The sequence below is a fragment of the Oligoflexus tunisiensis genome (assembly GCF_001748245.1).
In the GTDB taxonomy this organism is placed as follows: Bacteria; Bdellovibrionota_B; Oligoflexia; order Oligoflexales; family Oligoflexaceae; genus Oligoflexus; species Oligoflexus tunisiensis.
This window is the reverse complement of sequence record NZ_BDFO01000001.1, coordinates 3,345,089-3,369,307: the sequence shown is the minus strand read 5'-3', so window position 1 is coordinate 3,369,307 and position 24,219 is coordinate 3,345,089. Positions and strand designations below refer to the sequence as shown.

At 53.4% G+C, this 24,219-nt stretch carries 22 protein-coding genes; 16 read left to right on the top strand and 6 right to left on the bottom strand.

Features of this window, described 5'->3' with window-relative positions:
* Window positions 1–2: 2 nt before the first annotated feature.
* Genes OLTU_RS14140 through OLTU_RS14110 form a run of 7 tightly spaced genes read left to right on the top strand, consistent with a single transcriptional unit; the run spans window position 3 to window position 8,575 of the window.
* Window positions 3–2,720 carry a 4'-phosphopantetheinyl transferase superfamily protein gene (locus tag OLTU_RS14140; RefSeq protein WP_176736615.1) on the top strand — a complete coding sequence of 906 codons (2,718 nt, stop codon included), beginning with the start codon at window positions 3–5 and terminating at the stop codon, window positions 2,718–2,720.
* Window positions 2,720–3,007, top strand: a complete 288-nt coding sequence (locus OLTU_RS14135) for an acyl carrier protein (RefSeq protein ID WP_141733414.1) — start codon at window positions 2,720–2,722, stop codon at window positions 3,005–3,007. Before OLTU_RS14140 ends, OLTU_RS14135 begins: the two co-directional genes overlap by 1 nt.
* Window positions 2,998–3,750, top strand: a complete 753-nt coding sequence (locus OLTU_RS14130; protein WP_141733413.1) for an alpha/beta fold hydrolase — start codon at window positions 2,998–3,000, stop codon at window positions 3,748–3,750. Before OLTU_RS14135 ends, OLTU_RS14130 begins: the two co-directional genes overlap by 10 nt.
* Window positions 3,747–4,706: an alpha/beta fold hydrolase gene (locus tag OLTU_RS14125; protein ID WP_141733412.1), complete on the top strand. Its 960-nt coding sequence runs from the start codon at window positions 3,747–3,749 to the stop codon at window positions 4,704–4,706. Before OLTU_RS14130 ends, OLTU_RS14125 begins: the two co-directional genes overlap by 4 nt.
* Window position 4,707: 1 nt before the next feature.
* Window positions 4,708–5,871 carry a glycosyltransferase gene (locus OLTU_RS14120; RefSeq protein WP_141733411.1) on the top strand — a complete coding sequence of 388 codons (1,164 nt, stop codon included), beginning with the start codon at window positions 4,708–4,710 and terminating at the stop codon, window positions 5,869–5,871.
* On the top strand, window positions 5,868–6,752 hold the full coding sequence (locus OLTU_RS14115; protein ID WP_141733410.1) for a class I SAM-dependent methyltransferase: 885 nt from the start codon (window positions 5,868–5,870) through the stop codon (window positions 6,750–6,752). Before OLTU_RS14120 ends, OLTU_RS14115 begins: the two co-directional genes overlap by 4 nt.
* A gap of 17 nt (window positions 6,753–6,769) precedes the next feature.
* Window positions 6,770–8,575, top strand: coding sequence for a class I SAM-dependent methyltransferase (locus tag OLTU_RS14110; RefSeq protein WP_141733409.1), 1,806 nt, complete (start codon window positions 6,770–6,772; stop codon window positions 8,573–8,575).
* Between the two features lie 4 nt (window positions 8,576–8,579).
* On the opposite strand, the gene surE is transcribed toward OLTU_RS14110, so the two are convergent.
* Both surE and ypfJ read right to left on the bottom strand, forming a co-directional pair.
* Window positions 8,580–9,353 carry a 5'/3'-nucleotidase SurE gene (gene surE, locus OLTU_RS14105; RefSeq protein ID WP_141733408.1) on the bottom strand — a complete coding sequence of 258 codons (774 nt, stop codon included), beginning with the start codon at window positions 9,351–9,353 and terminating at the stop codon, window positions 8,580–8,582.
* 123 nt (window positions 9,354–9,476) lie between these two features.
* Window positions 9,477–10,244 (bottom strand): KPN_02809 family neutral zinc metallopeptidase, encoded by a 768-nt coding sequence (gene ypfJ / locus OLTU_RS14100; RefSeq protein ID WP_141733407.1) that lies wholly within the window; start codon window positions 10,242–10,244, stop codon window positions 9,477–9,479.
* A 116-nt stretch (window positions 10,245–10,360) separates the two neighbouring features.
* Here ypfJ and OLTU_RS14095 point away from each other — a divergent pair, with 116 nt between their 5' ends.
* The gene (locus tag OLTU_RS14095) at window positions 10,361–10,852 is read left to right on the top strand and encodes a hemerythrin domain-containing protein (RefSeq protein WP_141733406.1); all 492 of its coding nucleotides are present in this window, start codon (window positions 10,361–10,363) and stop codon (window positions 10,850–10,852) included.
* 53 nt (window positions 10,853–10,905) lie between these two features.
* Here OLTU_RS14095 and OLTU_RS14090 read toward each other — a convergent pair whose 3' ends face one another.
* The 3 genes from OLTU_RS14090 to OLTU_RS14080 form a co-directional block, all read right to left on the bottom strand.
* On the bottom strand, window positions 10,906–11,787 hold the full coding sequence (locus tag OLTU_RS14090) for an OmpA family protein (RefSeq protein ID WP_141733405.1): 882 nt from the start codon (window positions 11,785–11,787) through the stop codon (window positions 10,906–10,908).
* Between the two features lie 193 nt (window positions 11,788–11,980).
* Window positions 11,981–13,000, bottom strand: a complete 1,020-nt coding sequence (locus OLTU_RS14085; protein WP_141733404.1) for an SDR family oxidoreductase — start codon at window positions 12,998–13,000, stop codon at window positions 11,981–11,983.
* Window positions 13,001–13,056: 56 nt separating this feature from the next.
* Window positions 13,057–13,431, bottom strand: coding sequence for a hypothetical protein (locus OLTU_RS14080; RefSeq protein WP_218110034.1), 375 nt, complete (start codon window positions 13,429–13,431; stop codon window positions 13,057–13,059).
* 339 nt (window positions 13,432–13,770) lie between these two features.
* On the opposite strand from OLTU_RS14080, the gene OLTU_RS14075 reads away from it, so the two are divergent.
* The 8 genes from OLTU_RS14075 (at window position 13,771) to OLTU_RS14040 (ending at window position 23,262) form a co-directional block, all read left to right on the top strand.
* Window positions 13,771–14,610, top strand: a complete 840-nt coding sequence (locus tag OLTU_RS14075) for a TIGR02147 family protein (protein WP_141733402.1) — start codon at window positions 13,771–13,773, stop codon at window positions 14,608–14,610.
* Window positions 14,611–14,614: 4 nt separating this feature from the next.
* A complete protein-coding gene (locus OLTU_RS14070; protein ID WP_141733401.1) occupies window positions 14,615–15,793 on the top strand; it encodes a tRNA-dihydrouridine synthase family protein in 1,179 nt (392 codons plus the stop codon).
* 555 nt (window positions 15,794–16,348) lie between these two features.
* Entirely contained in the window at window positions 16,349–17,074 is a 726-nt protein-coding gene (locus OLTU_RS14065; RefSeq protein WP_218110033.1) for a hypothetical protein, read from the top strand.
* Window positions 17,075–17,119: 45 nt separating this feature from the next.
* Window positions 17,120–18,037, top strand: a complete 918-nt coding sequence (locus OLTU_RS14060) for a hypothetical protein (protein ID WP_141733399.1) — start codon at window positions 17,120–17,122, stop codon at window positions 18,035–18,037.
* 33 nt (window positions 18,038–18,070) lie between these two features.
* The gene (locus OLTU_RS14055; RefSeq protein ID WP_141733398.1) at window positions 18,071–19,495 is read left to right on the top strand and encodes a hypothetical protein; all 1,425 of its coding nucleotides are present in this window, start codon (window positions 18,071–18,073) and stop codon (window positions 19,493–19,495) included.
* Complete coding sequence (locus OLTU_RS14050; RefSeq protein ID WP_141733397.1) at window positions 19,480–21,498, top strand: cysteine peptidase family C39 domain-containing protein; 2,019 nt, start codon at window positions 19,480–19,482, stop codon at window positions 21,496–21,498. Before OLTU_RS14055 ends, OLTU_RS14050 begins: the two co-directional genes overlap by 16 nt.
* An 11-nt stretch (window positions 21,499–21,509) precedes the next feature.
* On the top strand, window positions 21,510–22,082 hold the full coding sequence (locus OLTU_RS14045) for a hypothetical protein (protein WP_141733396.1): 573 nt from the start codon (window positions 21,510–21,512) through the stop codon (window positions 22,080–22,082).
* Window positions 22,083–22,176: 94 nt separating this feature from the next.
* Window positions 22,177–23,262, top strand: coding sequence for a hypothetical protein (locus OLTU_RS14040; protein ID WP_141733395.1), 1,086 nt, complete (start codon window positions 22,177–22,179; stop codon window positions 23,260–23,262).
* Between the two features lie 127 nt (window positions 23,263–23,389).
* Here OLTU_RS14040 and OLTU_RS14035 read toward each other — a convergent pair whose 3' ends face one another.
* Entirely contained in the window at window positions 23,390–24,136 is a 747-nt protein-coding gene (locus OLTU_RS14035) for a ZIP family metal transporter (RefSeq protein WP_141733394.1), read from the bottom strand.
* Window positions 24,137–24,219: the final 83 nt, after the last annotated feature.

Sequence of the window (24,219 nt, the reverse complement as noted above, 5' to 3'; positions counted from 1 at the left end):
CCATGCAGGACGTATTGCTGCTTGCAGCTGACGATATCCGTTCGTTGATGGAAGGGCTCCGTGAAGGACAATCCTTGGCCGCCGGGCGCGGGCTTCTGCGCCTGGCGGTAATTCATCCCACCGAGGAGCGTTTGGAACGGGCCCGCAAAGTGCTGGAAAAAGGCCGGCCGAGTCGCGGCATCCAGGATATCTGGTTTGTTCCGGAGGGCCTGCTGCAATCGGGAGGACGGCTGGCCTTCATGTATCCGGGCATCGACTCGCAGATGCCGATCGATACCCGTGATGTGGCCGAACAGTTTCAGCTGCCGCCCGTGAACGTGCAAAGGGATGCCTCGCTCGAAAATCGCGGCACGGAGGTCTTCTTCACTTCCGATCTTTACACGCGGGTTTTGAAAAAACTCGGCATCAAACCCGATATGGTCCTGGGGCACAGCATCGGGGAATGGGCGGCGATGCTGGCCTGCGGTTATACCGGGGATCAGTCCATTGATGAGGTCGTCGCCGCCTTTCAACCCGGCATGCTGCCGGTTCCTGGTGTGGTGTTTGTCGCCCTGAGCTGCGGTGTGGACAAGGCCCGGGCTGCCATTCAAGGGCTGCCGGATCTGGAGATTTCCCACGATAACTGCCCGCATCAATCCATCATCTGCGGCGTGGAAGCCAGTGCCGACCTTGCCATCGAGCGCCTGCGCGCGGAGAAGGTGATCTGTCAAAAGCTGGATTTTCGTTCCGGCTTTCATACATCTCTTTTCAAAAATTATACCGGCGTGATCGAACGCAGTTTCCGCACCCTGCATTTTGCCGAACCTTCGCTTCCTCTTTGGTCCGCCACCACCTGCCGTCCCTACCCGACCGATCAGGACGCTTTGCAAAAACTGCTGATTCAACATCTGGTGGAACCGGTCCGTTTCCGTGAGCTCACGGAGGCGCTGTATGCGGACGGCGTGCGGGTCTTTTTGCAGGTCGGTGCCGGCAGTCTGCCTGGTTTTGTCGATGACACGCTCCGGGGACGTCCGCATCTGGCGCTCAGCACCATCGTGTCCCAGCGTTCAGCCCTGGCGCAGCTCCAGCGCTTTTGTGCCGCTCTGTTTGCGGAAGGTGCCGATTTCAGCCTGGAATTCACGCCTCAAACGATCACCCCGCCGCCCGTGGAAAAGTCTGCCGCGTATGTGCCCGCTCTGGACCTTATGCAGGAAATGGAGCTTTGCTTTGATAGCATGAAGGAAGCCATGCGTGAGGTCACAGCCGCTCTGCATCGAACGGAGCCCTTCCGCCGCCGGCTCAAGCATACGCTCAGTCTCAAGGATCGCCCGGAGCTGATGGATCACTGCATCTATCGGCAAAAAAAGGGCTGGAAAAATACCAGCGATCTTTTCCCGGTCATGCCCATGACAGCGACCATCGACCTCGTCCGACGACTGGCCGAGGAACATGTGGAAAATCGCGTGGTCATCGCCATCGAGGATATTTCCGCCTCGAAATGGTTGGCTGTCGAATCGGTCAAGGAACTGGATATCGAACTCAACTATGATGGGCAGAGCCGCCTGAAGGTGGACATCATCGGTCACTTCCTGGCGACGGCGGTTCTTTCCCCAGGCTATCCGCCCGCTCCGGCCTGCTCTCTGCCACCGCTCACGGAGCCCGAGGCCAGCTCCATTCCGCTGGCCACCGTGTACCAGGACGGCTGGCTCTTCCACGGTCCGCAGTATCAAGGGCTCACCGCCTTCGACGGCGTGGGAACGAATGGCATCGATGGAAAAATTCGCGCCACTCCGGTGCCAGGTGCCCTGCTCGATAATGTCGGGCAGCTCGCAGGACTTTGGATCATGCAGCGTCTGCCGGTGGATCGTTATGCGATGCCGATCCGTATCAAAAAAATCAGCTTCTTCGGCCCGCAGCCGCAGCTCGGCATTATGGACTGTCGCGTGCGCAATCGGCGCATTCGCAGCCGCGATATCATGTTCGATATGGAAGTGAGTTCCCAGAATCAGGTCTGGGCTCGCATCGAAGCCTGGGAAAAATGGCGATTTGAATGCGATGACCGGCACTGGCAGTTCCTCCTGAAACCGGGCAGCCGTATGATGGCGGAGCAGCGCGAGGGCTATTCGTGGTTTGAACCCGAGCATTTGAGCGACGGCATCTGTCATGAACTGTCCCGTCGTTATCTGCGGGAAGAGGAACGCAAAATTTATCAAGGCCTCGGCGCGAAGCAAAAGGAATGGATCTGCGGGCGCGTCGCGGCCAAGGACGCCGTGCGACATTTCCTTTGGACCCACGGCTATCCCCACGACATTTATCCTGCGGAAATCTGGATTCAGAATGATGCCAACGGCAAGCCCTGCATCACGGAAATGCCGGGGGAATGGCTGCTTCACGTGTCCATTTCCCACAAGGAAAATCTCGGCGTGGCCATGGTGAGCGAGCGTGCTTTTCCGGGCATCGATATCGAAAAAATTGAGGTCCGCCAGGACTCCTTTATGCGCACGGTCTTCACAGCGGATGAATGGCAACTCCTGCCGGCCGAGGATCGCGCCGAGTGGATCACCCGTTTCTGGAGTGCCAAGGAAGCCTTCGCCAAATCCACCGGACTTGGTCTGCAGGGTGACCCGAAAAAATTCGTGATTGAAGAGTGGCAGAAGGATCGCATTCGCATTCAAAAGGCCTGGGTGCAGAGCACCAGACTCGGGTCCTTTATCGTGAGCAAATTTGGAGGTTTGCATTGATGCTTGAATCACATGATGAACAGAAGATTCTCGATGAAGTCCGCAGCATGATAGCCGGCATCATCGGGCAGGATGTGGATTTGAATGATCGCGAGATCGCCCTCGAGACCTCCTTCAACCGCGACCTGGAACTGGAGAGCATTGAATTCGTGGTGCTGTCAGAGCAGCTGCAGAACCGCTATGGCAAGGAACTCGACTTCGCCGGCTGGCTTGCCGGCAAGGAGCTGCAGGATATCATCAATCTTCGCGTCGGGGACGTGGTTAGGTTTATCGAACAATGCCATTGATTGAAATCAACGGAACCCGGCTGCACTATCAGCGCCTCGGCCAGGGACCGGCGGTCGTGATGATTCATGGTCTTTTGCTGGGCAACATGGCGAGCTGGTACTTCAGCCTCGCGTCGCAGCTCGCGGCCCGGCATGAGGTTCTGCTTTATGACCTGCGGGGTCACGGCATGAGTGCGAAGAGCCCGGGCGGCTATAACCTGGAAACCATGGTCGATGACCTGGAGGTGCTGCTGGATTCCCAGGGTCTTCAGGATATCGCCCTCATTGGTCACAGCTATGGAGCGATGATCGCGCTGCAGTTCGCCTTGCGTTATCCCGATCGCGTGAACCGCCTCGTCTGTATCGAAGCCCCCGTGCCTCTGGCCCGCGGCCTGGAAATGGATGAGTTCCGCAACGCCGATCCCGAAACGATGCTGGCCGCCCTGCCTGTGGAACTGCAGAAATCCCTGGGCACAGGCAGTCGACAGGGGCGCCGCTTGATCGCCCGTTTGAATTTTCTTTTGAATGAAACCAATCTCCTGGCCCAGCTGCGGAACGAACGCGAACCGGCTCTGGCCGGCGCCGGTCGTTATCAAAAGCCGGCTCTGCTCGTTTACGGGACCCAATCCAAACTGGTGGATGTGCCGCGTAAACTCCAGGGTCTTTTGCCCCAGGCTCAGATCAGCTGGCTGCCCGGCGGTCATTATCTTCCATCGGAAATGCCGCAGGAACTCGGGCGTACCATAGGAGAGTTTTTCTCATGAGTTTTTTGAGTGTGGATGGAGTCCAGCTGCACTACCAGGTTCTGGCGCCGGTGAATCCCAGGCCTGGGGTGATGCTTGTGTTCCTGCACGGTCTTGTGATGGACAATCTCTCCAGCTGGTTTTTTACGGTTGCGAACCAGGCGGCGCAGGAGGCTCGCGTTCTGCTCTATGACCTTCGCGGTCACGGCATGAGCGATCGCCCCAGGCAGGGTTATGGGCTCGCGCAGCATCTGACGGATTTGCAAAAACTTTTGGATCATGTCGCCCCGGATGATCAGGTGATTTTGATCGGCAACAGCTTCGGTGGCCTACTCGCGTTGAATTTTGCGCGTTATTTTCCCGAGCGCACGGCCGGACTGGTGCTGATTGATGCCCAGATCAATGACCAGGTCTGGCGCGATGATATGATGAATTCCCTGCGTTTGGAAGGCGAAGCCCGCCAGGAAAAGATCGCCGCCAATTTTCAAAACTGGCTCGGCCGGCACAGCGAGCGCAAGAGCAACCGCCTCGCGCGCAATGCCTATGAGCTGGTGCATGAAACCACGCTGCTCGATGATCTTTACGCTTCCCCGTACACGCATGACACTGATCTGGAAAAGATCACAGCGCCGGTGCTGGCCGTCTATGGCGGGAATTCCGATATTATCGGTAATGCCGAATGCTTGGCGCGGCATCTTCCCAGCTGCCGCATTCAAATCTTTGCCGGCTGCACGCATTCCGTTCTTTGGGAACAAACGGAAACTCTGCGTGATGTAATCCTGGCAACGGTGCAGGAGCAGATGCAGCAACTGCATCCACGGCTTGAACCGGACCAGACGCAGCAGTTGCATCCACAGCTCGCGGCGGACCAGACGCAGCAGTTGCATCCACAGCTCGCGGCGGACCAGACGCATCATCTGCATCCGCAGCTCGCGCCGGAGCCTCTGAACGGCAACGTAGAAAGGCAGGTCTTCTAAAGTGTCGCGATTTATGCTGATCGTCCCGCCTCTCGCGGGCCATATCAATCCCACGCTGGCCATCGGACGGCGGTTGATGGCCGAAGGTCATGCCGTAACCTGGGTAGGTTGCGGATGGCGCGTTTGGGCCCTGCTGCCGCATGATCTGCCGCTGATTCCCATTCAGGAAACCGCGGACATTGACGTCAATGCCAGCTGGATGGCGAAGGCTCAGAAAGTTACAGGCCTGGAATCCTTTCAATTCTTTTACGAGGAATTTCTGGTTCCCCTGACGGATGCCATGATGCCTGGCGTTCTGCGGGCCATCGATCAATTTAATCCGGATCTGATCCTCTGCGATCAGCAGGCTCTGGCAGGCGCCCTTGCCGCGCGTTTGAAACGCCTACCATGGGCCACCCTGGCCACAACTTCGGCTGCGGTTTTCAATCCCATCGTGCAGATGCCGAAGGTCAAGGAATGGATGATCGAAACCCTCGGACGCGTGCAGGATCGCTATGGCCTGGAGCGTTGGGAAAGGCCCGATCTCTCCAATGACCTTGTGCTCATCCTCTCTGTGCGTGAACTGATCGCCGCTGAAGAACACATACCCGATCATTTTCACTTTATCGGTCCCTCCCTGCGCGAGGAGCAGGATGCCGCGGATTTTCCCTGGCACCTTCTGGACTCCAGGCGCCGCAAGGTTTATTTGTCTCTCGGAACCATAAACGCCGAGCGATCCCAGAAATTCTACGCGAAGGTCAAGGAGGCTTTCACCCATTCTGAGCTGCAGCTGATCCTGGCCGCACCTGCGGATATGCTGGGTCCGGTGCCGGACCATTTCATCGTCCAGCGTTATGTGCCGCAGCTCGCTCTCTTAAAAAAGGTGGATGCCGTGATTTTCCACGGGGGCCACAACACCTTCTGTGAAACCCTGCTGCATGGTCTGCCGGCCGTCGTGGCCCCGATCAAGGATGATCAGCCGGTGATCGCCGAGCAGCTCGTCCGCAGTGGAGCCGGCCTGCGTGTACATTTCGATCGCGTGAAGAGCGCGGACCTTGCTGCTGTCACCCAGCGGGTCCTCGATGAACCGGAATTCCGTGACGCGGCCATGCGTCTGCAAAGGATCCTGCAGGCCAGTGGTGGTCCGGCGCAGGCCGTGAAACTTTTGAAAGGAATGCTGCGATGAATGCCTGCCTCAGCTGTCCCTTCTGCCCGGATCGCGGGCATTTTCAACAGGCACGGGAAAAAGCCCAGGTGCCGGCCATAGTACGAGCCTTTCAGGACCAGAAATTTACGGTCTGGCGTTGTGCAGGCTGTGGCTCGCTCCATTCGAAAGAGGAGGTGAACCTGCCGCATTATTACGAAGGCTATCCCTTCGCCAAACACAAACTCGACTTCTGGAGCAAAATCGCTTACCGCAAACGCACGCGTGACCTTGTCAAACAGGGCGTCAGGCACCATCATAAAATCCTCGACTACGGCTGCGGGGCTGGCGTTTATGTCCAATATCTGCGCGATCAGGGCTATGTTCACGCGGTCGGTTACGATCCTTACGTCGAATCCTTTGCCGATCCCAAAAAACTGGAAGCGGAATATGATGCGGTGCTGGCTCAGGATGTCATCGAACATGCCGACGATCCGGGCCTCATGCTGCAGGAAATTCTCCGCTGTTTGAAACCCGAGGGTCTCCTCTATCTCGGCACGCCCCTGGCCAATCGCATCCGACTCAAGGACCATGACCGCTATGCGATGAGTCTGCATCAGCCTTATCATCGGCATATTTTTTCCAAGAAGGCTCTGCTGGCGATGACCAAAGCGCATGGCCTGCGAGTCACCGGCTTATCCCAGCGTCACTGCACGGATACCCTGACCCCGACGGTCAACACCCGTTTTCTGCATGAATTCATCCGCGCCGGAGGCAACGTCGTGGATGTGGGCTTCGAACCGCCGCCCGAGGATATCTGGAAGCGTCATCCGAAGCTGCTGCTCTTTGCATTCCTGGGTTATTTCTTTTCGCACCGTTCCGAATTAAGCGGCTATTTTCGTAAGTCGCTGGCGGGAACCTGACACGTAATGAGGCAAGTATGAGTTTTTGGCTGTTTTTTGCAGGTTTTATGGCCCTCGTCTGGGTTCTCGATGGATTGCGTTTGAGAAAGCGGGCCCGCAGTCTGGCCGTCATTCCGCGCGCAGAATTCGAGGTTCCGGTGACACTGCATTTCATCACGCGGACGCAGGCGACGCTCGATGAAGCCACACGGCGTGCTGCGGCTGCCTATGCCGAGGCGCAGAATCTGGATGTCCTGGTCCTGCTTCCCGGCAACATGCCTGCGGCGGAGGCCCTGCTCGCGTGTCAGGCCATTCAACCCGAACAGTTTCGGCGCGAGCGCATCGCCTCGGCGAAATGTTCCGGGGAAGCGATCCTGGTGCGTTCCCATATCCTGGAGCGTTTCGGGCCGGATTACGAATCCCCCACCGAGGCTGTGGACTTTGCCCGTCTCGCTGATCAACTCAAAAAATACGCCGGCACCGGGATGGATTTCGCGATCGTGCCCTGGCTGAAGGCTTCACCCCGGACCTGGCGTGAACAGGGTCCGCTGGTGGAATTTGTTTTCGGTGGTCTTGTCCGACCCGTCATGCTCCTTCAACTCCTTCTGGTGATCCTCGGGGCTTTTTTCATTCCGACCGCGGGACTGCTGGCGTTTGCGGCTTATCATGTGCAGCCTCTTCTGGCTTTGGGCGGGACTCCTTTCAAAACCAAAGGTCTTTTTCCCTTCGCCATCCTGCGCGTTTTTTATGATTTCCGAACCCTCCTGACAGCCGGTCGTCGGGATCAGGCCGAACGCAAGGCCCTCATCGAACAAAGTCGCACGCAATATCGCGAACTCCTGGCCCAGGGCATCAAGCCTTTCTTCGAAGAGCCGCGCCCCGACTGCCCCATCTGTGGTTCCATGCGTTTGAAAACCGCCGTCTCCAGCAGGGACTGGATTCAATTCAAACCGGGCGTTTTCAAGCTCGCGCGCTGTCTCGACTGCCAGCATCTCTTTCAAAATCCGCGTCTGTCCATCGCTGGCCTCAATTTCTATTACAAGGACTTCTATGATGGGCTTGGCAAGGAACGAACCGACGTCGTCTTCAGTTACGGCAGCAGCCCTTATGTGGCCCGGGCGCAGATGCTAAAAGGCCAGGCCGAACCGCGGCGCTGGCTTGATGTGGGAGCCGGGCATGGGCACTTCTGCTGTGTCGCGCGGGATCAATGGCCGGGCGTGTCCTTCGATGGACTGGATCTCAATCAAGGCGTTCTGGACGCGGAAAAACGTGGCTGGATTGATCGGGCCATCTGCGGTCTATTTCCTGAACTCGCCGAACGCCTCGCCAGCGAAGGCAGCTATGATGTCATCAGCATGAGCCATTATCTGGAACACACCCGCGATCCTGAATCGGAAATCGCAGCGGCGGCGAAGATTCTGCCCACTGGCGGGCATTTGCTGATTGAACTGCCCGATCCGGAATCCCGTTTCGGCCAGTGGTTTGGCTCATTCTGGATGCCCTGGTTTCAACCGCAGCACCAGCATATGCTGTCAACCAAAAACCTGGAACGCATTCTGAACAAGCATTCCTTCGAAACTCTGACCTGGCACCGGGGCGAGGCGCATCAGCCGGTGGACTTCGTCTTCTCGGTGGGCCTCATGCTCAATGCGCTCGCGCCGCCACCTGACATGCCCTGGCGCAAACCAGCCACATTTCTGCAGCGGTTTTGGAACAAGGCCGTATTCCTTTTGTGCCTGCCGATGATTATTCTCGCGCGGATCCTCGATAAGTCCATGGCCCCGCTCTTTCGCAGGCCAGGCTGGTCGAACAGTTATCGGGTCCTGGCGCGACGGATCGCTTGAAATATCAGGGCGTCGCGTCCATGCGCAAACCCTCCAGCAGGGCATCCAGGGATGGGCTGAGGGAGGGACTGCTCTGCCGGGCTCTCAGAAATGAAACAGCGGCATAACCTTCCAGCACGGCGGTCACGTCCTGCGAAGGATCTCCGCGATTCACCCGCTCGCTGCCACCCATCATATACACATCGGGTTCAACGTTGATAATCTGCGGCACGTGCATGTTGTAACCGGCACAAGCCGCCTGCACCACGCCCCGCACTTCCACACCGGGGTGATTGATGTTCAGGATTTCTCCGGTCGGCCAATCCAAATGATCGAGGGAGGCCGCGATGCGACAGGTGAGCTGCGCGGCGCGATCAAAGGCATCCTGCTGCAAAGCCAAAGGCGTTCCACGCTGCAGATCCACGCTGACGGCGATCGCCTTGTAACCGAGCAGGCCGGCTTCCGTGGCCGCCCCAACGGTTCCACTGTAGTTGACGTCCCAGCCTACATTCAAACCGTGATTGATACCGCTGATCACCAGCTCCGGAGGCGTCGCCTTCAAAAAATGATGCAGGGCCAGCGCCGCACAATCCGCCGGTGTTCCCTGCACGGCCCATGTATGGGCATCGATGCGCGAGGTGGAAATCGGCCGAAAGAAAGTCATGGCATGGGACTGTCCACTGCGCTCGGCGCTGGGTGCCACCACATAAACTTCATGCTGCAGCGCCCGCAAATGCCGGGCGAGTGTGAGAATGCCAAGAGCTTCATAACCATCATCATTGCAGAGCAGAATTCGCATGCGTCATCCCTCAAACCTTGGGCGCAGAAACGCACCTTGCCACTATCCTAACAAAGAGACGGCGCAGGCACGACGGAAAATCGGCTTCAGACTTCCGTACCATGCGGCAACACGATGGTTCGGTTAACCGGCAGGATTCGTATCGCAATTGCGAAAGTCCTCCGCCTCAAATCCCTGTCGGAAGGCTGCCATGCGTTGCTTCGAGGAACCATGCGTGAAGGAATCCGGTACGACATAACCCTGGCTGGCCTGCTGCAGCGCATCATCACCGACCGAGGACGCGGCATTCATGGCTTCCTCCACATCACCCGGTTCCAGCGATTGATTCATGCTTTGCGTGGACCGCGCCCAGTAACCGGCCAGGCAGTCTGCCTGCAGCTCAGTCGCCACACTCGAACCCTGGCGCAGGAGTCCCAGTTGCTGCTGCACGTGATGGCCCACTTCATGCGCGATCACGTAGGCCTGGGCAAAGTCGCCCTGCGCTCCGAGTTTCCCGGCGAGCTGCTGAAAAAAATCAGTATCCAAATAAAGCCGCTGATCACCTGGACAGTAGAAGGGTCCTACCGCGCTGCTGGCCATGCCGCAGGCTGACTGCACACGACCACTGAACAGCACCAGCTTCGGCTCCTGATAGGTGCGGCCGACAGCCTGGAAGGCTCGATTCCAGACATCCTCGGTGTCGGCCAGGACTACGCGTAGAAAGCGTGTCTGGTCATCGTTGGTGTTCACCGGTGTGGTTTCCCGACCTGAATCCACGATGGCGCTGGGATCACCACCGAGGAGCGCATAGAGGATGGCCAGAATAATGCCGCCTCCGCCCAGCGTCCCCATGGTCTTCATTCCACGACGGTCCACCACATTGCCGCTTTCTCGTCTGCCTCGCCATTGCATTTGGAAATACCTCCATAAACGGGGGAACTGCTTCGAATTAAGCAAGTTTCAGACCATGGCATGGCACAGGGCTTGCTGACCGTTTTTTTGGAAAAACTGGGCACCAAGGAGGAAGCATGCCGCACTCTCAGAAACGATTGAAGATGGAGCCCGCTATCGATGCCATCCAGCTCTTGCAGCAGCAGCATCGGGAAGTGGAAGAGATTTTCGCGGAACTCGAATCCACCTCTGCGTTGAATCTGGAGAAACGTCAGGACCTCGTTCGGCAACTGGTGATCGCCCTGGAGGCTCACACCTGGATCGAGGAAAAAATTCTCTATCCTGCCGGTCTGGAGGTGGACCCCGTGCTGACCCGTGCAGCGGTTGAGGAGCATAGTCTCATTCAACACATGTTGCACAAGATCGTGGAGACCGAAGCGGATGATGCGGCTTTCCTGCCTCGCGTGAAGGTTCTCAAGGAGATCGTTGCGCATCATGTGGCAGAGGAAGAGGCGGAGTATTTCGTGGAGCTGCAAAACAAACTCAACCGGCGACGTCTCGCCGATATCGGGATCGAGATCCATGATGAGTTTGCCAGCCGCACGAAACGTCTGCGGGTTGTTGTTTAACCCTCAAGCCCCGAGGTGAACAGCTCGCAGGAGCTGCACCTCGCTGGCACGTTTTAGAATCTCCAGCCGATATCGAGACCGATGCGATCGATGTTCTCGGTTTGACCGGCACCCAGGAACGCCGACCAGGTCCGTGTCTCACGGCCCAGACGCAGTTCAGCACCCGCGTCATCGAGAGTGTCATCGGAAATATCGCTCTGCACCGCACCAACCAGACCACGAACACCGGCGATCAGACCGCCAGCGCTTTGATAGCCCACCATGGGTGCGAAGTGGAGCGAAGTCATTTCCTGATCATCACCCTTCAGGTAAACGTTACCGATGGCGCCGACTTCCACGCGCAGGTTTTGAATGCCGGTTTGGGGAACGTAGGCGACATCAAGACCTGGAGCGAAGTAGTCATCCTTCTCTTCCACACGGCTGTGGTCCATACCCAGGCGTGGACCAACGCGCCAGTTGCCACCGATAGCTGGAGTGGCGGTGGCGGTCACGTCGCTGGTTCCAACAGCAGCGGTCAGCTCTTCACGCTCGATGGTTTCTTCAGCCACGGCTTGCGATTCCGGAGTGGGCTCTTCCACCACGATGCGTGCGACCAGACCATTTTGAGGAATTTCACCGATGCCCCGGGCTTCCACCTGCAGTTCCGGCACGCGCTGAAGCAGAGCTGTCTTCAGATTTTCCGCGCGGCGTTCGGACAGACGCTGATTGTATTCCGTCGTTCCTTCCGGTGTCGCCGAACCGACGATCTGCAGCGGTTCCTGTGTCGCAGCCTGCAGGCGGAGCGTGCTCACACAGTCTTCCACAGCCTGAGACGGGACTTCGGCGCTGTCCCATTGAAAGGGCACGCGGCACTCGCGCATCTGATCCTGACTGTATGCAATTCCCTCCACCGTCAGAATACCCAAGACCAAACTGTTGACCAACTTCATGTTCATACAAATCCTCCAGCCTACTTTTATATTACTGCTGATCACCCACAAGCCTGAACTTCGCGTCCTTCACGGACAACGCCAGACCGCTGGAACCAGCAGACCACGAGACAACGAAATGCAAGGATCGCACCGCACAATTCCTGGTGAATGAGTTAGTTAATATGGCCGATCTCACTCACCGATTCACAGGATCCGTTTAAGAAAACGAAGTTCCCAGTCGCATGGTGTCCCCGGAAACTTTGAGCCGCGCCGAGCGTTGCAGCCTATGAAGCGCTGTACTCAGACCGATCAGAGCTGCTGCAGCGAGCAACGCAGCACCGGCCCCCGACCGGCGCGTTTTGCCAAACACACCCTGGCCCTGAGGTGTGGTACTAAGAATATGGCCTTCGGTCAATGGCATAGGCTGCGCTTTTTTGAAGTAATGATCGAGGTTCCACTTCATAAGGTAGGTACTAAAGGCCGGTGCCAGCACGTAACCCAGTCGAGCCAGGTTCACCGGCCAGCCGACGATGCGTCGGGCTTTTGGGTTCTGGGCCAGCTTTACCACGGTGCGTGCGACTTTCCATGGACTGTAAACGGGAGGAGCCGGTTTTAAAATATGACCGGTATAGTTAGCGGCGTGCTCGAAACCAGGTGTGTTGACAAAGCTGGCAAAGACATCACAGACGTGAATGTCCGGCTGTTCCCTCAGCTCGGCACGCAGCGCTTCCGAGAAGCCGCGCAGTCCAAATTTGCTGGCGCTATAGGCAGCCGCATACGCCGTGGGCAGCCAGGCTCCGGCGGAATTCATATTGATGAGCACTCCCGAGCCCTGTCTTTTGAAAAAAGGCAGCGCCGCATACGCACCATGAATGCAGCCGAGCAAATTGAGACGCACCACCTGCTCATGGATGGCGAGGGGCACTTCATCGAAGGCGCCCATCGCACCCGCGCCGGCATTATTAAACCAGACATCGATGCGGCCGTTGAAATGATTCGCTGCGATCTGAGCCAGCTGTTCCACCGCCGCCGGATCGGTGACATCCGTCGGCACCGCCAGCGCATGGCCACCCTTTCTTTCAATTTCGTGGACCACGTTGTTCAGCGCACGCGCGCGCCGGGCCGCGACGACAACGAAGGCTCCTTCCGCCGCAAAAGCCAGGGCCGTGGCCTTGCCGATGCCGCTCGACGCTCCTGTGACAACGACCGTGGCGCCTTTTAACTGATGCTTGTGCATGGTTCTGCTCCTTGTCGCAGAGAATCAAGGAGCAACTTGCAACAAGCAGACCACTGCTACTCGGGAACCACGCCCCAGCCCACAGCGACCCCCTGGGGAAAAATATCATCGGGAAAGTAAACATCCTGCACGCGATCGTGTTCCACCTGATATGCGCAGGGTAAATTGCTGCCGGCAAATTCCCAGGCGTTCAATCGGGGGCATGCTGCCTCCTTAAGCAGAAAACGCAGACGCTCTTCGCTGTCGCCCTTCAACGTCAGACTCAGGCTCGCAAGTTTTTCATCGGCAAAGTGGGGGACGAAACCGTATGTATAAGGGGGCACGTAACGCAGCTCACCGCCGGTAGCAGGAAAGTCCTTCCGCATGCGTGACGAGAATGCGGCAGAGCGGAGCGTAGGGATACGATAAATCAACTTTCTGATGAGGTGCATGGCAGGAGTAAATTTTTTGAGCAAGCGGACCAAAGAGTCCCACGACCAGATGGGGTGGGTGGCTGGCTGGCCAGGACCGGCCCAGAGGTCAGGGTCCAGGGTCCGAGCAGACTGAAGAGCAATGGCAACCGTTTCATAAGCAAATCCTCGCGCTCCATGGTATCAACTGTCCTTTGGATACCGGAGCCAGGGCTTGTCCGTAAAGGTGCCTGAGTCCAGGATGGATGAAAATGTTTTCAATCTGCAAACATACGGTAATTTACCCATGAGGGGTGAAGATGGTCCCGAACCAGGGAACAGCCGGATGTTTCGCATGTACGCGGAGTTAGTCAAATCAGCATGAACACCGAAAATCTGACACTCATCGTCCTGCGCGCGGCTTCCAGCAAGGAGGCACTGCAGCAGGTTTTTGCCTTTCGCAAGGCTTTGGATTCCAAGTTCTCTCTGGCCTATATCGCCCGGCGGCTCGGTTTGAAATCGCGCGGCACGCTGTCCTTGATGCTGCGCGGCGAGCGGGCCATACCCGCCCGGATGCGCCGGTCCCTGCTGCAGCTGCTCACGCAGGATGACCCTTTGACTGATTACCTCGAACTCCTCTTGACGTTGGAGGAAGCCACGTCGGCCAGTGCCCGGCAGGAGGTGGAAGGGAAGTTGAAGGCACTGCATTATTATCTCAGGGATCGCTTCACCAGCATTCAGCTGCAACATGGGATGAATCTTTTGGCTTCCGATATCCTTTGTGCCTTCGATCTTTTCGCCGGCTGCCCGACCGAGCGGCAACTGATCGATTTTTTCGGCAAGGCCCGCTTTCGCGAAGTCCAGACGGCCATCGGCACACTCCTTCTGAATGGTCTGATCAAACGCCGGGATGGAGTGTTGCAACGCACCGAGCGCACCCAGCGTTTTCTGACGATCCAGGGGAGCGAACAGGATTCCATGCTCACCTACTTGAAGGAATCCATTCATGACGCCTATCAGAATGTTGGCAAATGGCAGGGCGATACCACGATGTCCTGCTTTGGATCGACCACCATGAGTGTGCGGCGGCAGACCTATGTGGAAGTGATCAAACGCCTCAAGAAGGATGTCTTTCGTTATTTTTCTGAACTGGAAACGGAAGAGGGTGATACCCTGATTCGTTTCAATATGCAGATCTTTCCTTTGCAACCACCAGGATAAGTCGATGGTCCGCCTTCCCGAACTCAGTGTGGCCCCCATGGAGGGCGTGACCACCTTTCCGATGCGCCTCTGGCTGACGATGACCTCGCAGCCGCCGGCGATGACCAGCCCTTTTTTAAAGGTCACGCGTGCCTTTCCCGAGTCGGCGCTGCCGGACACTTTCATCCCTGAACTGATGCAGCTGCGTGAGGCTCTGCCTTATGAACTCGTGCCACAATTTATTACCGGGGAACCCGAGCAGTTTCTGCGAGCCGCGGCCTTTATTCCTCCCACGCTGGCGCCGGTGATTGAAATCAACTGCGGCTGCCCTTCCCCGAATTCCATGGGACGTTATGCGGGGAGCGGCATGCTGAGTGATCCGGAATTTTTTGCGCGTTCCATCGAAACTTTATCCCAGGAATTGGGGCCCGGACGCCTGGCGGTAAAAATGCGTCTCGGCGTGCAAAGCGATGCGGAATTTCCGGCCCTCCTCGCCGCGCTCACGGCCCTGCCTCTGGCCCGACTGACTGTGCATGCCCGCACCCGAGCCGATGGCTATCGAGGTCAGGCCCGCTGGACCGAGGTGCAGCGCGCGGCTTCGGGCACCCGGCTTCCTGTTTTCGCGTCGGGTGATGTCTGGGGCTGGACGAGCTGGCAAAGGCTGCAGTCCACCGCACCGGATATTCGCGGTGCGATGATCGGTCGCGGGCTGTTGCGGAATCCCTGGATTTTCTGTGAACTGCAAAGCGGAACGAAGACCCGAATGCCAGCCTTGGTCTTTGTGAATGCTTTATTTTGTTATGCCCTGCTGCAGGAAATTTTTCTGCGCGATGCCGGAAAGCTTTTTCAAAGGGTCGTCCGAGGGCGCCTGGGCTCGATCTGTGGCGTGGATTTCGGAGCCTGGGAGAAGGCCACGGTGGAACTCACCAATCTGGTGTTCGGGGTTCCCTTTCTTTTGCTTCAAAAGGACAGTTTGAAACCGCGGACGCTGTCACCGGTAGCCTTCAGTCGGCTGCGATTTCTTTGGAGTTATCTGCGTTCCAGCCTGCCGGAACCTCTGGCCGCCCCGGGGCTCATGCGCTGCCGCCAGGCGCCGGATTTTTTTGAGCTGCTGCTGGAAACGATTGAAGATGCGGGTCTGGAGACGATCGAGGTGAGTCATCAGGAGGCCTGGGATGCGCAGTTTGCTGGGCTCCGCGGTTGACCTGATGCCTGCCAAAAACCACTAGGCGGCATGCACATACTGCGATAAAAATTCGCAAAATGCTCGCTGATTAAGCAGCTGGGTTTGTTACATAAGTCCAATAGATCCGAACGCGGTTCCCATCATGCTCCACATTGTCCGCAACCTCACGTTTTCTTAAGTGAAATTGCATTGGACATACATATTTAGAGCCAAATTCGCTCAGCCGACTTTTTTCGCTGAATAAGATTTTCGAGCCAACCCTCTAAACATCAAGCCTCTGAAAAGCTTACTAGAGGGATTTCCATACTCAAATTCTTGAAATCGTTACCCTCATTTTCACTTTCAGGATCACTTGTGCTAACGGCCGTTGCGACTCCTCGAAAACTATATCGTGTAGAGGTTGTACCACCCCAAGTGCCAACCAATCATCACAGGACATTATGGATGCTGCAATAAAACTCCCTGCTATGTGTCCCTTACCAAGTGAATCTCGCCCGGCGCACCAGGTTATAGATAACATACTGGTATAACTGACGTAAGATAGGAAAGAAAATGCTGAGAAATAAAATTGTGATGACAAGTCTACCGTTGATTGCTTGGCTGATGTGTACTCCTCTGAAGGCGGAAGATCAACAATTGGTCTGGTATCAGAATGTGGTCGCCGATGGCGCTATCCACGAGATCGGTCGAGGTTGGTGGAACGAATACACTACGACTTTCCAGTCGACAAATGAATTTGTTGAGTGGCGTTCTCAGTGTCATTGGGATTCACCGCGCAATCCTCCCTATGAAATGGGCAACAACTTCATGAGCTACTCCGTAGTTGAGCTGGGTAACAGAGAAGTTGGAACAACGGCTGTAAAATATCCCACCAGACCTGGAGCTGGTCAAAAAAGGGATACTCTGGATTTTTCAAATGCATTTCAAACGCTGACTGAACTTCAAGGTTACTTCCCAAATAAAACAGGCACCGTACAAATTCATGTTCGTGGCACAACTGATAGATGCGAAAACCCTGCAGGACCATCTATTACACCACAAAGAACAGTTAGCCTCTACATACAGTATCGGCTTACCTGCAGCAGCAATGATACTGGGTCTTGGGTACATACTCAACATATCTGGCGTGAGCCGTCCAATATCAATTTCCCAGTCGTAGAAAATCTTCCAATTGAACAGACCTCCTACATTAATATTGATATCTCTAAATGTGACGGCCCTCTCTTTATATCAGCAAGAGTTTTGCCAGCAGAAAAACTGACCATTAATTGGTGGAATATATCACTGTGGGCCGACTAAAGGCAATTCGCTCAAATGAATCAAAAGTATAAGAAGGTGTTACAAATGAATTTGTTACATACCATCGTCCTTTCACTGGTGTTCAGCTCGACCCTAATCGCGGGAGTAAAGGAGAATCAGGAATCAAACATTGATTTGGGGTCTAAAATTTCAAGCGATCGTGAGTATACTTTTTCCGCGAGCAGTGTAGTTAAGCCCCTGGGGGTTTATTCAAGCATCGGTGCAAGAACACCAATAAAATTGACGGTAGCCTGCGATGGCTCAACAATTTTAGCGGATGAGTTCTTCTATACTAAGCATCTCAAGGGTGTCGACAAAATACTCCAAGTAAGTATTTCCAACTTTTCAATTAAATGCCCTTCTCTCGCTCCTCAAATCATACTGGAACCAAACGGAATTGAGCTTGAGATATCATCTCCTTTTTATACTTACAAGATCACAGATGTAGGCGCGAATTTTGAGTCCATCAAGCGAGATAGGGACTCGAAAGCTAAACAGCTTGCAAGTATCATGGCCACGCTTTCGAACGAGGCCGGAGCAAAAGAATCCTTTTATTGCATGATTAAAACCCAGGATGCAAATGCTCTTGTGCCGGATGGTACGATTCAAGCAATGAAGACTGAATACGCTAAGGATCATGGCGACTTTGATTTGGAGACAAACATAATATGTCCAGTCCCTGAAAAGGGTGCTCTCACGAAGATGGTTGATGTTTGCCAGAAAGAGGGTGATGAAAATTTATCTGACTTTTGTCTGAAATACGACCGCTATCTGAAGATTCGAGATTGGTATTATTCGTCCATTGATCGCCTGATCGAAATCGCAGCTGAACTTAACCCAACTTTGGCACAACTTGGTTCTGAGATAAAACGCGTACAAGATGGCATGGACACTGAAATCCAAGGATATGAGAGAACTCTGCGCGGCAAGATTAATGAGGACCAACCTGAACCTTCTCTTTAATTTGAAAATTCCTGCATACTGGAGCCTACTACGATGTGGACGAAAACTGTTACCAGAACGGTCCTGGGCTTGGCGTTGTTGACGTCGGGCTCTATATATGCAATTTGTCCGACGAGCGAAGGGAATAAGCGTCTTCCGCCATGGTATGACGGCGAATGCAACATCAGCCCTTTATTCAAGAATCCAAACAATGCATGTCAAGCAAAGGACTTGCTAGAAAAATTTGGATACGACCCAAGCACTCCAAACATGATGGGCGTACCAAATATTGTTGTCGACGGTTTCTCGCATCGGCCGCTGGAATACCAAGCCTGGAGGCTCTGCGAGAGCACTCAGCGGGCACGATGCCTTCAATCAATGGATTTGCTCTATATTTCTTACAACAATCTTGTCTCGATACATTTCTCTGAAGACAAGCCTGATTCAGTAAGTTATCTGGAACCCAATCCCAACAAGAAGCCGCTTGATTATAGCTTCGATAGAGCAATCAGATTTCTGAACACTAAGAACGATGAAGTTCTGTCCCTTATTGAATCCACATCCGGAAAAGCTAAACAAAGAACCGATAGCTTTACTGCCCAACAGTCTGCGTCAGATCTGGACAGAGCGATTGTTAACGCATTCAAGGATCTAAGCAACAAAGCATCAGGGCTTTCAGCTGATGAAAGAGTTCTTTTTGAAAGCACCGATTCTTTCATTAGAAAACTAACCGAGATGAATTATCGAGTCGGCAGTCTAACAAAAGGTTATGACTGCACGTCTCAACCCGTCCCAGATTTCAACAGCGATTTCACTGCTTCAGTGGACAAATATAACGCCAATATTAAAGATGCTTCCAATGCAATACAGATCATAAGGAAAGAATTGCATCAACGAGCGAAACATCGCTCCGATCTTTTGGCACTGGCTTACTATAAGCTCAAGTATGCGTTTTATAAGAAAGTTGCCGGAATCCGTGGTGAGAAAATTGATGCAATTATAGATCAACTTTATCGGGATTTGGCACTTGATAAGCTTATGTGGGAGATGACAGATTGGTGGACCGCAGCAAGTATCAATGGATTGGCTCGCCGATTGCATACGGATTACTACTTTTATTCTGAACCTCTTCGAATTCTTAAGTCTCAAAAAGAACAAGCCTTAAAATTTAAAGACAGAATGTCGAGCCTATCTGGGGTTAACAGTGCCGCTCTCGCGATTGCACTCAAAAGTGTTGACGACAAAGTTTCCATTATAGATTCAGATATTAAATACATCGAAAAGAATGGCTGGCAAGGGTTTCTTTCCTTGCAAAAGAATTATGCAGCAAGATTAGCTGCAGCTTTGCCTAACAACAATATATGTCAAACCAAAGCCAAGGAATTCCTTGCAAAAGCGGGGGAAGTTAAAACGCTGGCAGCGTTTGACTTGGTATCGCCACTTTATAAATCAACGGCGGAAGTATGCGTAGGACAATAATTTCTATTTTTCTTATTCTGAATGCATTTTTATTTGCTGGTTGTGATTCCAGCACCTCCGTCTCTTCGCTGAACGACGAAAGTGGCGATATATTCTCACCAATCAAGGAAAGTGACTTTGATCCTATCCCAGAAGTCACAGTTGAACCATATGTGGATGCTGTTAAGGACCTATGTGTTGAAGGATGTTATGATCCAAACAACCCTAAAATAGACTGGACATGGAATAATTCGCGCATTCCTGGCAACAGGACTGTTTCGGATATTCTTGGCGGCAATGACATCTCAAACGCTACAAAGAACAGTATTGATTACAACCCTTATGGCCAGGGCGCATCCTTCAGAACTCCTGGAACGTCTGACTCCACAAAGCCTACCAAGGACAATACAGGGAAAACGCTCGCTGACATGGAAATACAGCAGCGCCAGCAGGAAAACGAGCGACGTAACCAGGAAGCCAAGAAATTCATGGAAGCGCGTGAACTGCATGATGACCTTCAAGCACAATGGGTCAAGGGTTTCGATGATGCCCGTCGAGAAGTCGGGAAAGTTGTAGCCGATTATAAAATTGCCGTTGGAACAAATTCAGCCAATGCCTCCCCCATTACATCACGTGAATCATACAAAAGACTCGCTGGGAGTATCAGTAGTGGTCAAAGTTCAAGGCAGCAGGCACAGCAGCGTATAGAAGCTTCTCTTCCCAAAGTGGAAATTAAGGTTGACCAAAACGTCAACGGATTTAAGACTGATATTCAAACTATAGAAGGCATGGCGGTTAGAAGGGCAGAAAGCTACGTAAACTACGCTAAGCGCACAATCGAGAATCCAAGTTATCCTACAGAAGGGAGGCAGAGAGCGAGAGAGTTGCTAGCAGATGCCACTAACACCTTGGATTTTGCTGATACGAAATATGCCGCTGGCCAAACCAGGTTTGGAGACAAAGCTCTTGAAGTTACTTACGCACTTGCTGATATGGCAATTGCAATCGCCCCACTTGCCTTATATGTAGCTTTTCCTCAGGCCGCCATCGTTGCTATCGGAGCTGAAGCCTTTGTTATTGCCAAGAGCTGGTACGAGTTCCGTTCCGGCAAGAGAATTTACGACGGATCTGAGCTATCTCCTTTCCAAAAGGATATGGCTCTCGTGAATGTTGCCTTTGGTTTCATCCCAGCTGCAGCTGAGCTTGGTGCGGCTGTTTTTTCTACCGGAAAAAGTGCACTGGTCTATGCACAAGAGATTCTATCATTCGGCAGGTCAGCTGATGAAGTTGCTGAAGTATCCCGGTCTGCATCCTCCCTCGGACGTATTGTTAATGTTGCGGATGAACATGCAATTCGTAACGGCCAGTCTATAAGCTCGTTAGGCGAAGCAATCGAATCGGTCACCCCCCTATCCGGTTCAGCAGAGGAAGTAACTGCAAGAGCCTTGCAATCTGCGAGTAGGAACGGCTTAAAGTCTGTAGACGATTTTAGTATTTTTGCTGAAGAGATTAAAGCATCCAAAGCAGGAGCTGCGGGTGAATTCGATGCTACTGGGCGGATGGTACGAAATGAAAGCCGCAGTATGGTATACCAGGACCCTGGATCCCTGAACTGTGGTCCTGCCACCTGCGGCATGGTATTAGACACATACGGAAAACCCAAGAAACTTGTGGACTTGATCGCCCAAGTCGGGGATAAAGCGACCACAGGCGATGAACTCGTCGCGCTATTGAAATCAAATAGTGTCAATGCAAGACGGAACATGGAAACATTTCCAAATGATTTGGAGCGCCTAACAGCTGGTGGACGTCCCGTAATAGCGAGAGTTGCCACCAATGGAGACTATGATCATTGGATCGTAGTTGATGGCATAACCATCAGAAATGGCCAAAAAGTCGTAGCTATTAGGGACCCTGCTCCAAAGCCCCGTCCGGACAGTACAAAGGGCGGGCCTTATTATGAGCTATTTGAAACATTCAAAGCGCGATATACGCGAGAGGCGATCATACCCAATAACAACTAGATGGGTTGCAAATGTTCAGTAAAGAGCAGGCAATAGAAATCCTATATAGGGATCTCTTGAAGCGTGACGAGACTCAGGCTCTTCGCGACCGCCCCATCATATTGGATCGATTGACAAGAGAAACCTCTTTTGGCTGGGTTTTCGGATACAACAATGAGGAGTATGCAGCCACTCTGGATCCAAAAATAAAATGGGTTGGTGCCGGGCCTATTCTATTCAACAAGAATAATGGCGAATTTCGTCGGTTGACGGCAGGTGAGTCTAGTTATCTTGATGAGGTGATTGAGGATTATGAGCGCGAAATCGAAGCTCAAAATGGTCATTGGGTTTTAAGGATTAAAGAGGGGCAGAATAAGTTAAAAGTTGTCAACGCAATTAAGCAAGTCTTTGGACTAGAACCAAAGGCTGCTCTTTCGTTGATAACCAACTTACCTTGCGACTTCCTTAAAGGAACCTGGAGAGAATTAAAGGTGATCCAAGAGCAACTAAAATCGCTTTCAATTCAGACTGAGGTCTTGGTAACCAGAGACCCTGTTGTTATGGGAACCTTTAAAGGCGGCAAACTGCAACCATCAGAGAATTGAATCAAGGCGGCAGGAATGCTTAACGGTAGTTTACTGCAATGTTCGAAGCAGACTTCAATACAGAGCGAAACCTAATATTCATGAGGGGCCTAAGATGTCCTCGTTCAAATCCTTGAATGCTTTTCACATGGGTAATGCAAACTTAATTTGTGCAACTTTGCTATTCTCTGGCCTCTGTTTGTCTTGTTCGGAGGCAAAAAAAGGACGCAGTGTTGAGCCGAATCAGGTAGAGTCTCCTGAATCGCTGCCGACTCCAGATCCGACGCCTCTACCGTTAGGTCCAGAGCCGAAAGAAAATCCTGAGATCAACTTATCTCAAGATGGTCGTTTAGACTACTCCGGATTTCGAGACAATAGTTTTGCTTCAGTATCATGGGATAAAAAATGTGAGGGCATTCAAGATTTCTTCGAAGACTTCACGAAAGCTTATCTTGAGCCAGGGATTGATCTAAAAGTTAAATCTGATACTTGCTATTCATCTTATGGCGCTAAAGATGTCAATTTTACTTTGAAAGTCAGTTTGGCGAAAAATGACAAAAACCTTGACCTAGTGCTTCACCTTTTTGGCGAATTTAACTGGGTAACTCGTCAAATTGAAATTAAAACTGTGAATGTTGAAAGATCTGAAGGAACTAGCCATACAGCTTATATGTATCAATCTTCAGACAGCATTTTTGGGCGAAAGCTCCTGTTTTTGCCAGTTACATTCAAGGCCTGGGCTGAGGAAAAATCAAATAATGAAGTCACGGTTTATGGAGTGCAATATCAGCAATATGCTGACGAACTCTTACAGACTTTTGGGCCTGGAACCAAAGGTGCAAGCGCGCTAACAGATGACCTTAAGACGGTAACGATGCAGTTCGAGCCAAGTGGAGCTGGCTCTGGGCACGGAACAGTGAAGTTTTTGGGTGTGGACCCTGACCTATTCGTTGATCATGACGAGAAAATGCGAAAGCACTTAGGATGCGAAACTTTGGAATGTTTGAACTCTGCGTCCATTCAATACCAAGTATTGGGCCCAAAATTAGTGCTATCTGCTCCGCCTATCAAAGCAGGTCAGTGCCGGATTGAGACAGAATTTTTCTTCTATGATCTTGAGAAAACGGATAAGTCGTTTAAGTTAGTAAATGGACTATGGGGAATGCACAGCAGCGGCACTTCGGTGCCTTGTGAGGAATAGAAGATAGGATATTCGCTAACACCGCTCCCTTCGAGCAAGGCTTCAACGAGTGAGAAGCGCAGGTTACTGTGAATAAATGAGCGGCGAGGCAGACAACGTCGTCGGCGAGGGGATTCCGAATTGGCGCTCAGCTTTGGAGTAGGCCGATCACTCCATTCAAAACAGGAATCGTGATCAGGCCCATGGCAAAGCGAGAGTTCCAAATCCGTTTGTGCCGGGCCGCATTTTCCCGAATTTCCATGACCACCGAAGTGAGCATCGCTCCACCCGCGGTCGCGAGCAGGAAAGGCAGCAGCGCGGCACTTCCATGGAGCAGCACGCCGGCCCCCATGCCACCGAAGAGTTCAATCACGCCGGATCCAATGCCTCCAGCCAAAGACCACAAGGGACTCACCCCCAGAGCCCGCAGGCAGGCCACCATCAGCAGGCCTTCCGGTATATTCTGGAGCGCGATCGAACTCAAAACGGTGCGGGCCTGCACGACATCCAAACCCACAAGAGCGGCACCCGAGGCCAGGCCTTCCGGAAAATTATGAACCATCAGCACCAGAGCGAGCAGCAGCTGCCCCTGCTGGCCTTTGGCGGCTTCAAAACGATGCATGAGGCGATGCAGGACGGCGATCATGAGAACACCAGCATAAAATCCCAGGGCGATCGGCGCGAAACGCTGCCAATCGCCAAAGGCCTCCACCGCAGCAGGGCCGACCAGCGAAAACGCGACCGCTGAAATCATGAGCCCGAGCGCAAAATCGATCGGCAGACGCCAGGATTCAAAACGCTTTCCAGGCAGGCGCAGCATGGCCAGAGCCGAACCGAAACTGGTCGAACCAAAAGATATCAAACCACCCAGGGTGGCCAGCATGAAGGGTGTCATATTCCATTCCTTTCCAGCCGGGTCACAAGGCAGACCGGGCTTACATGAATAGAATCGTCCTTCTCTTCATAGAAATAAAATAT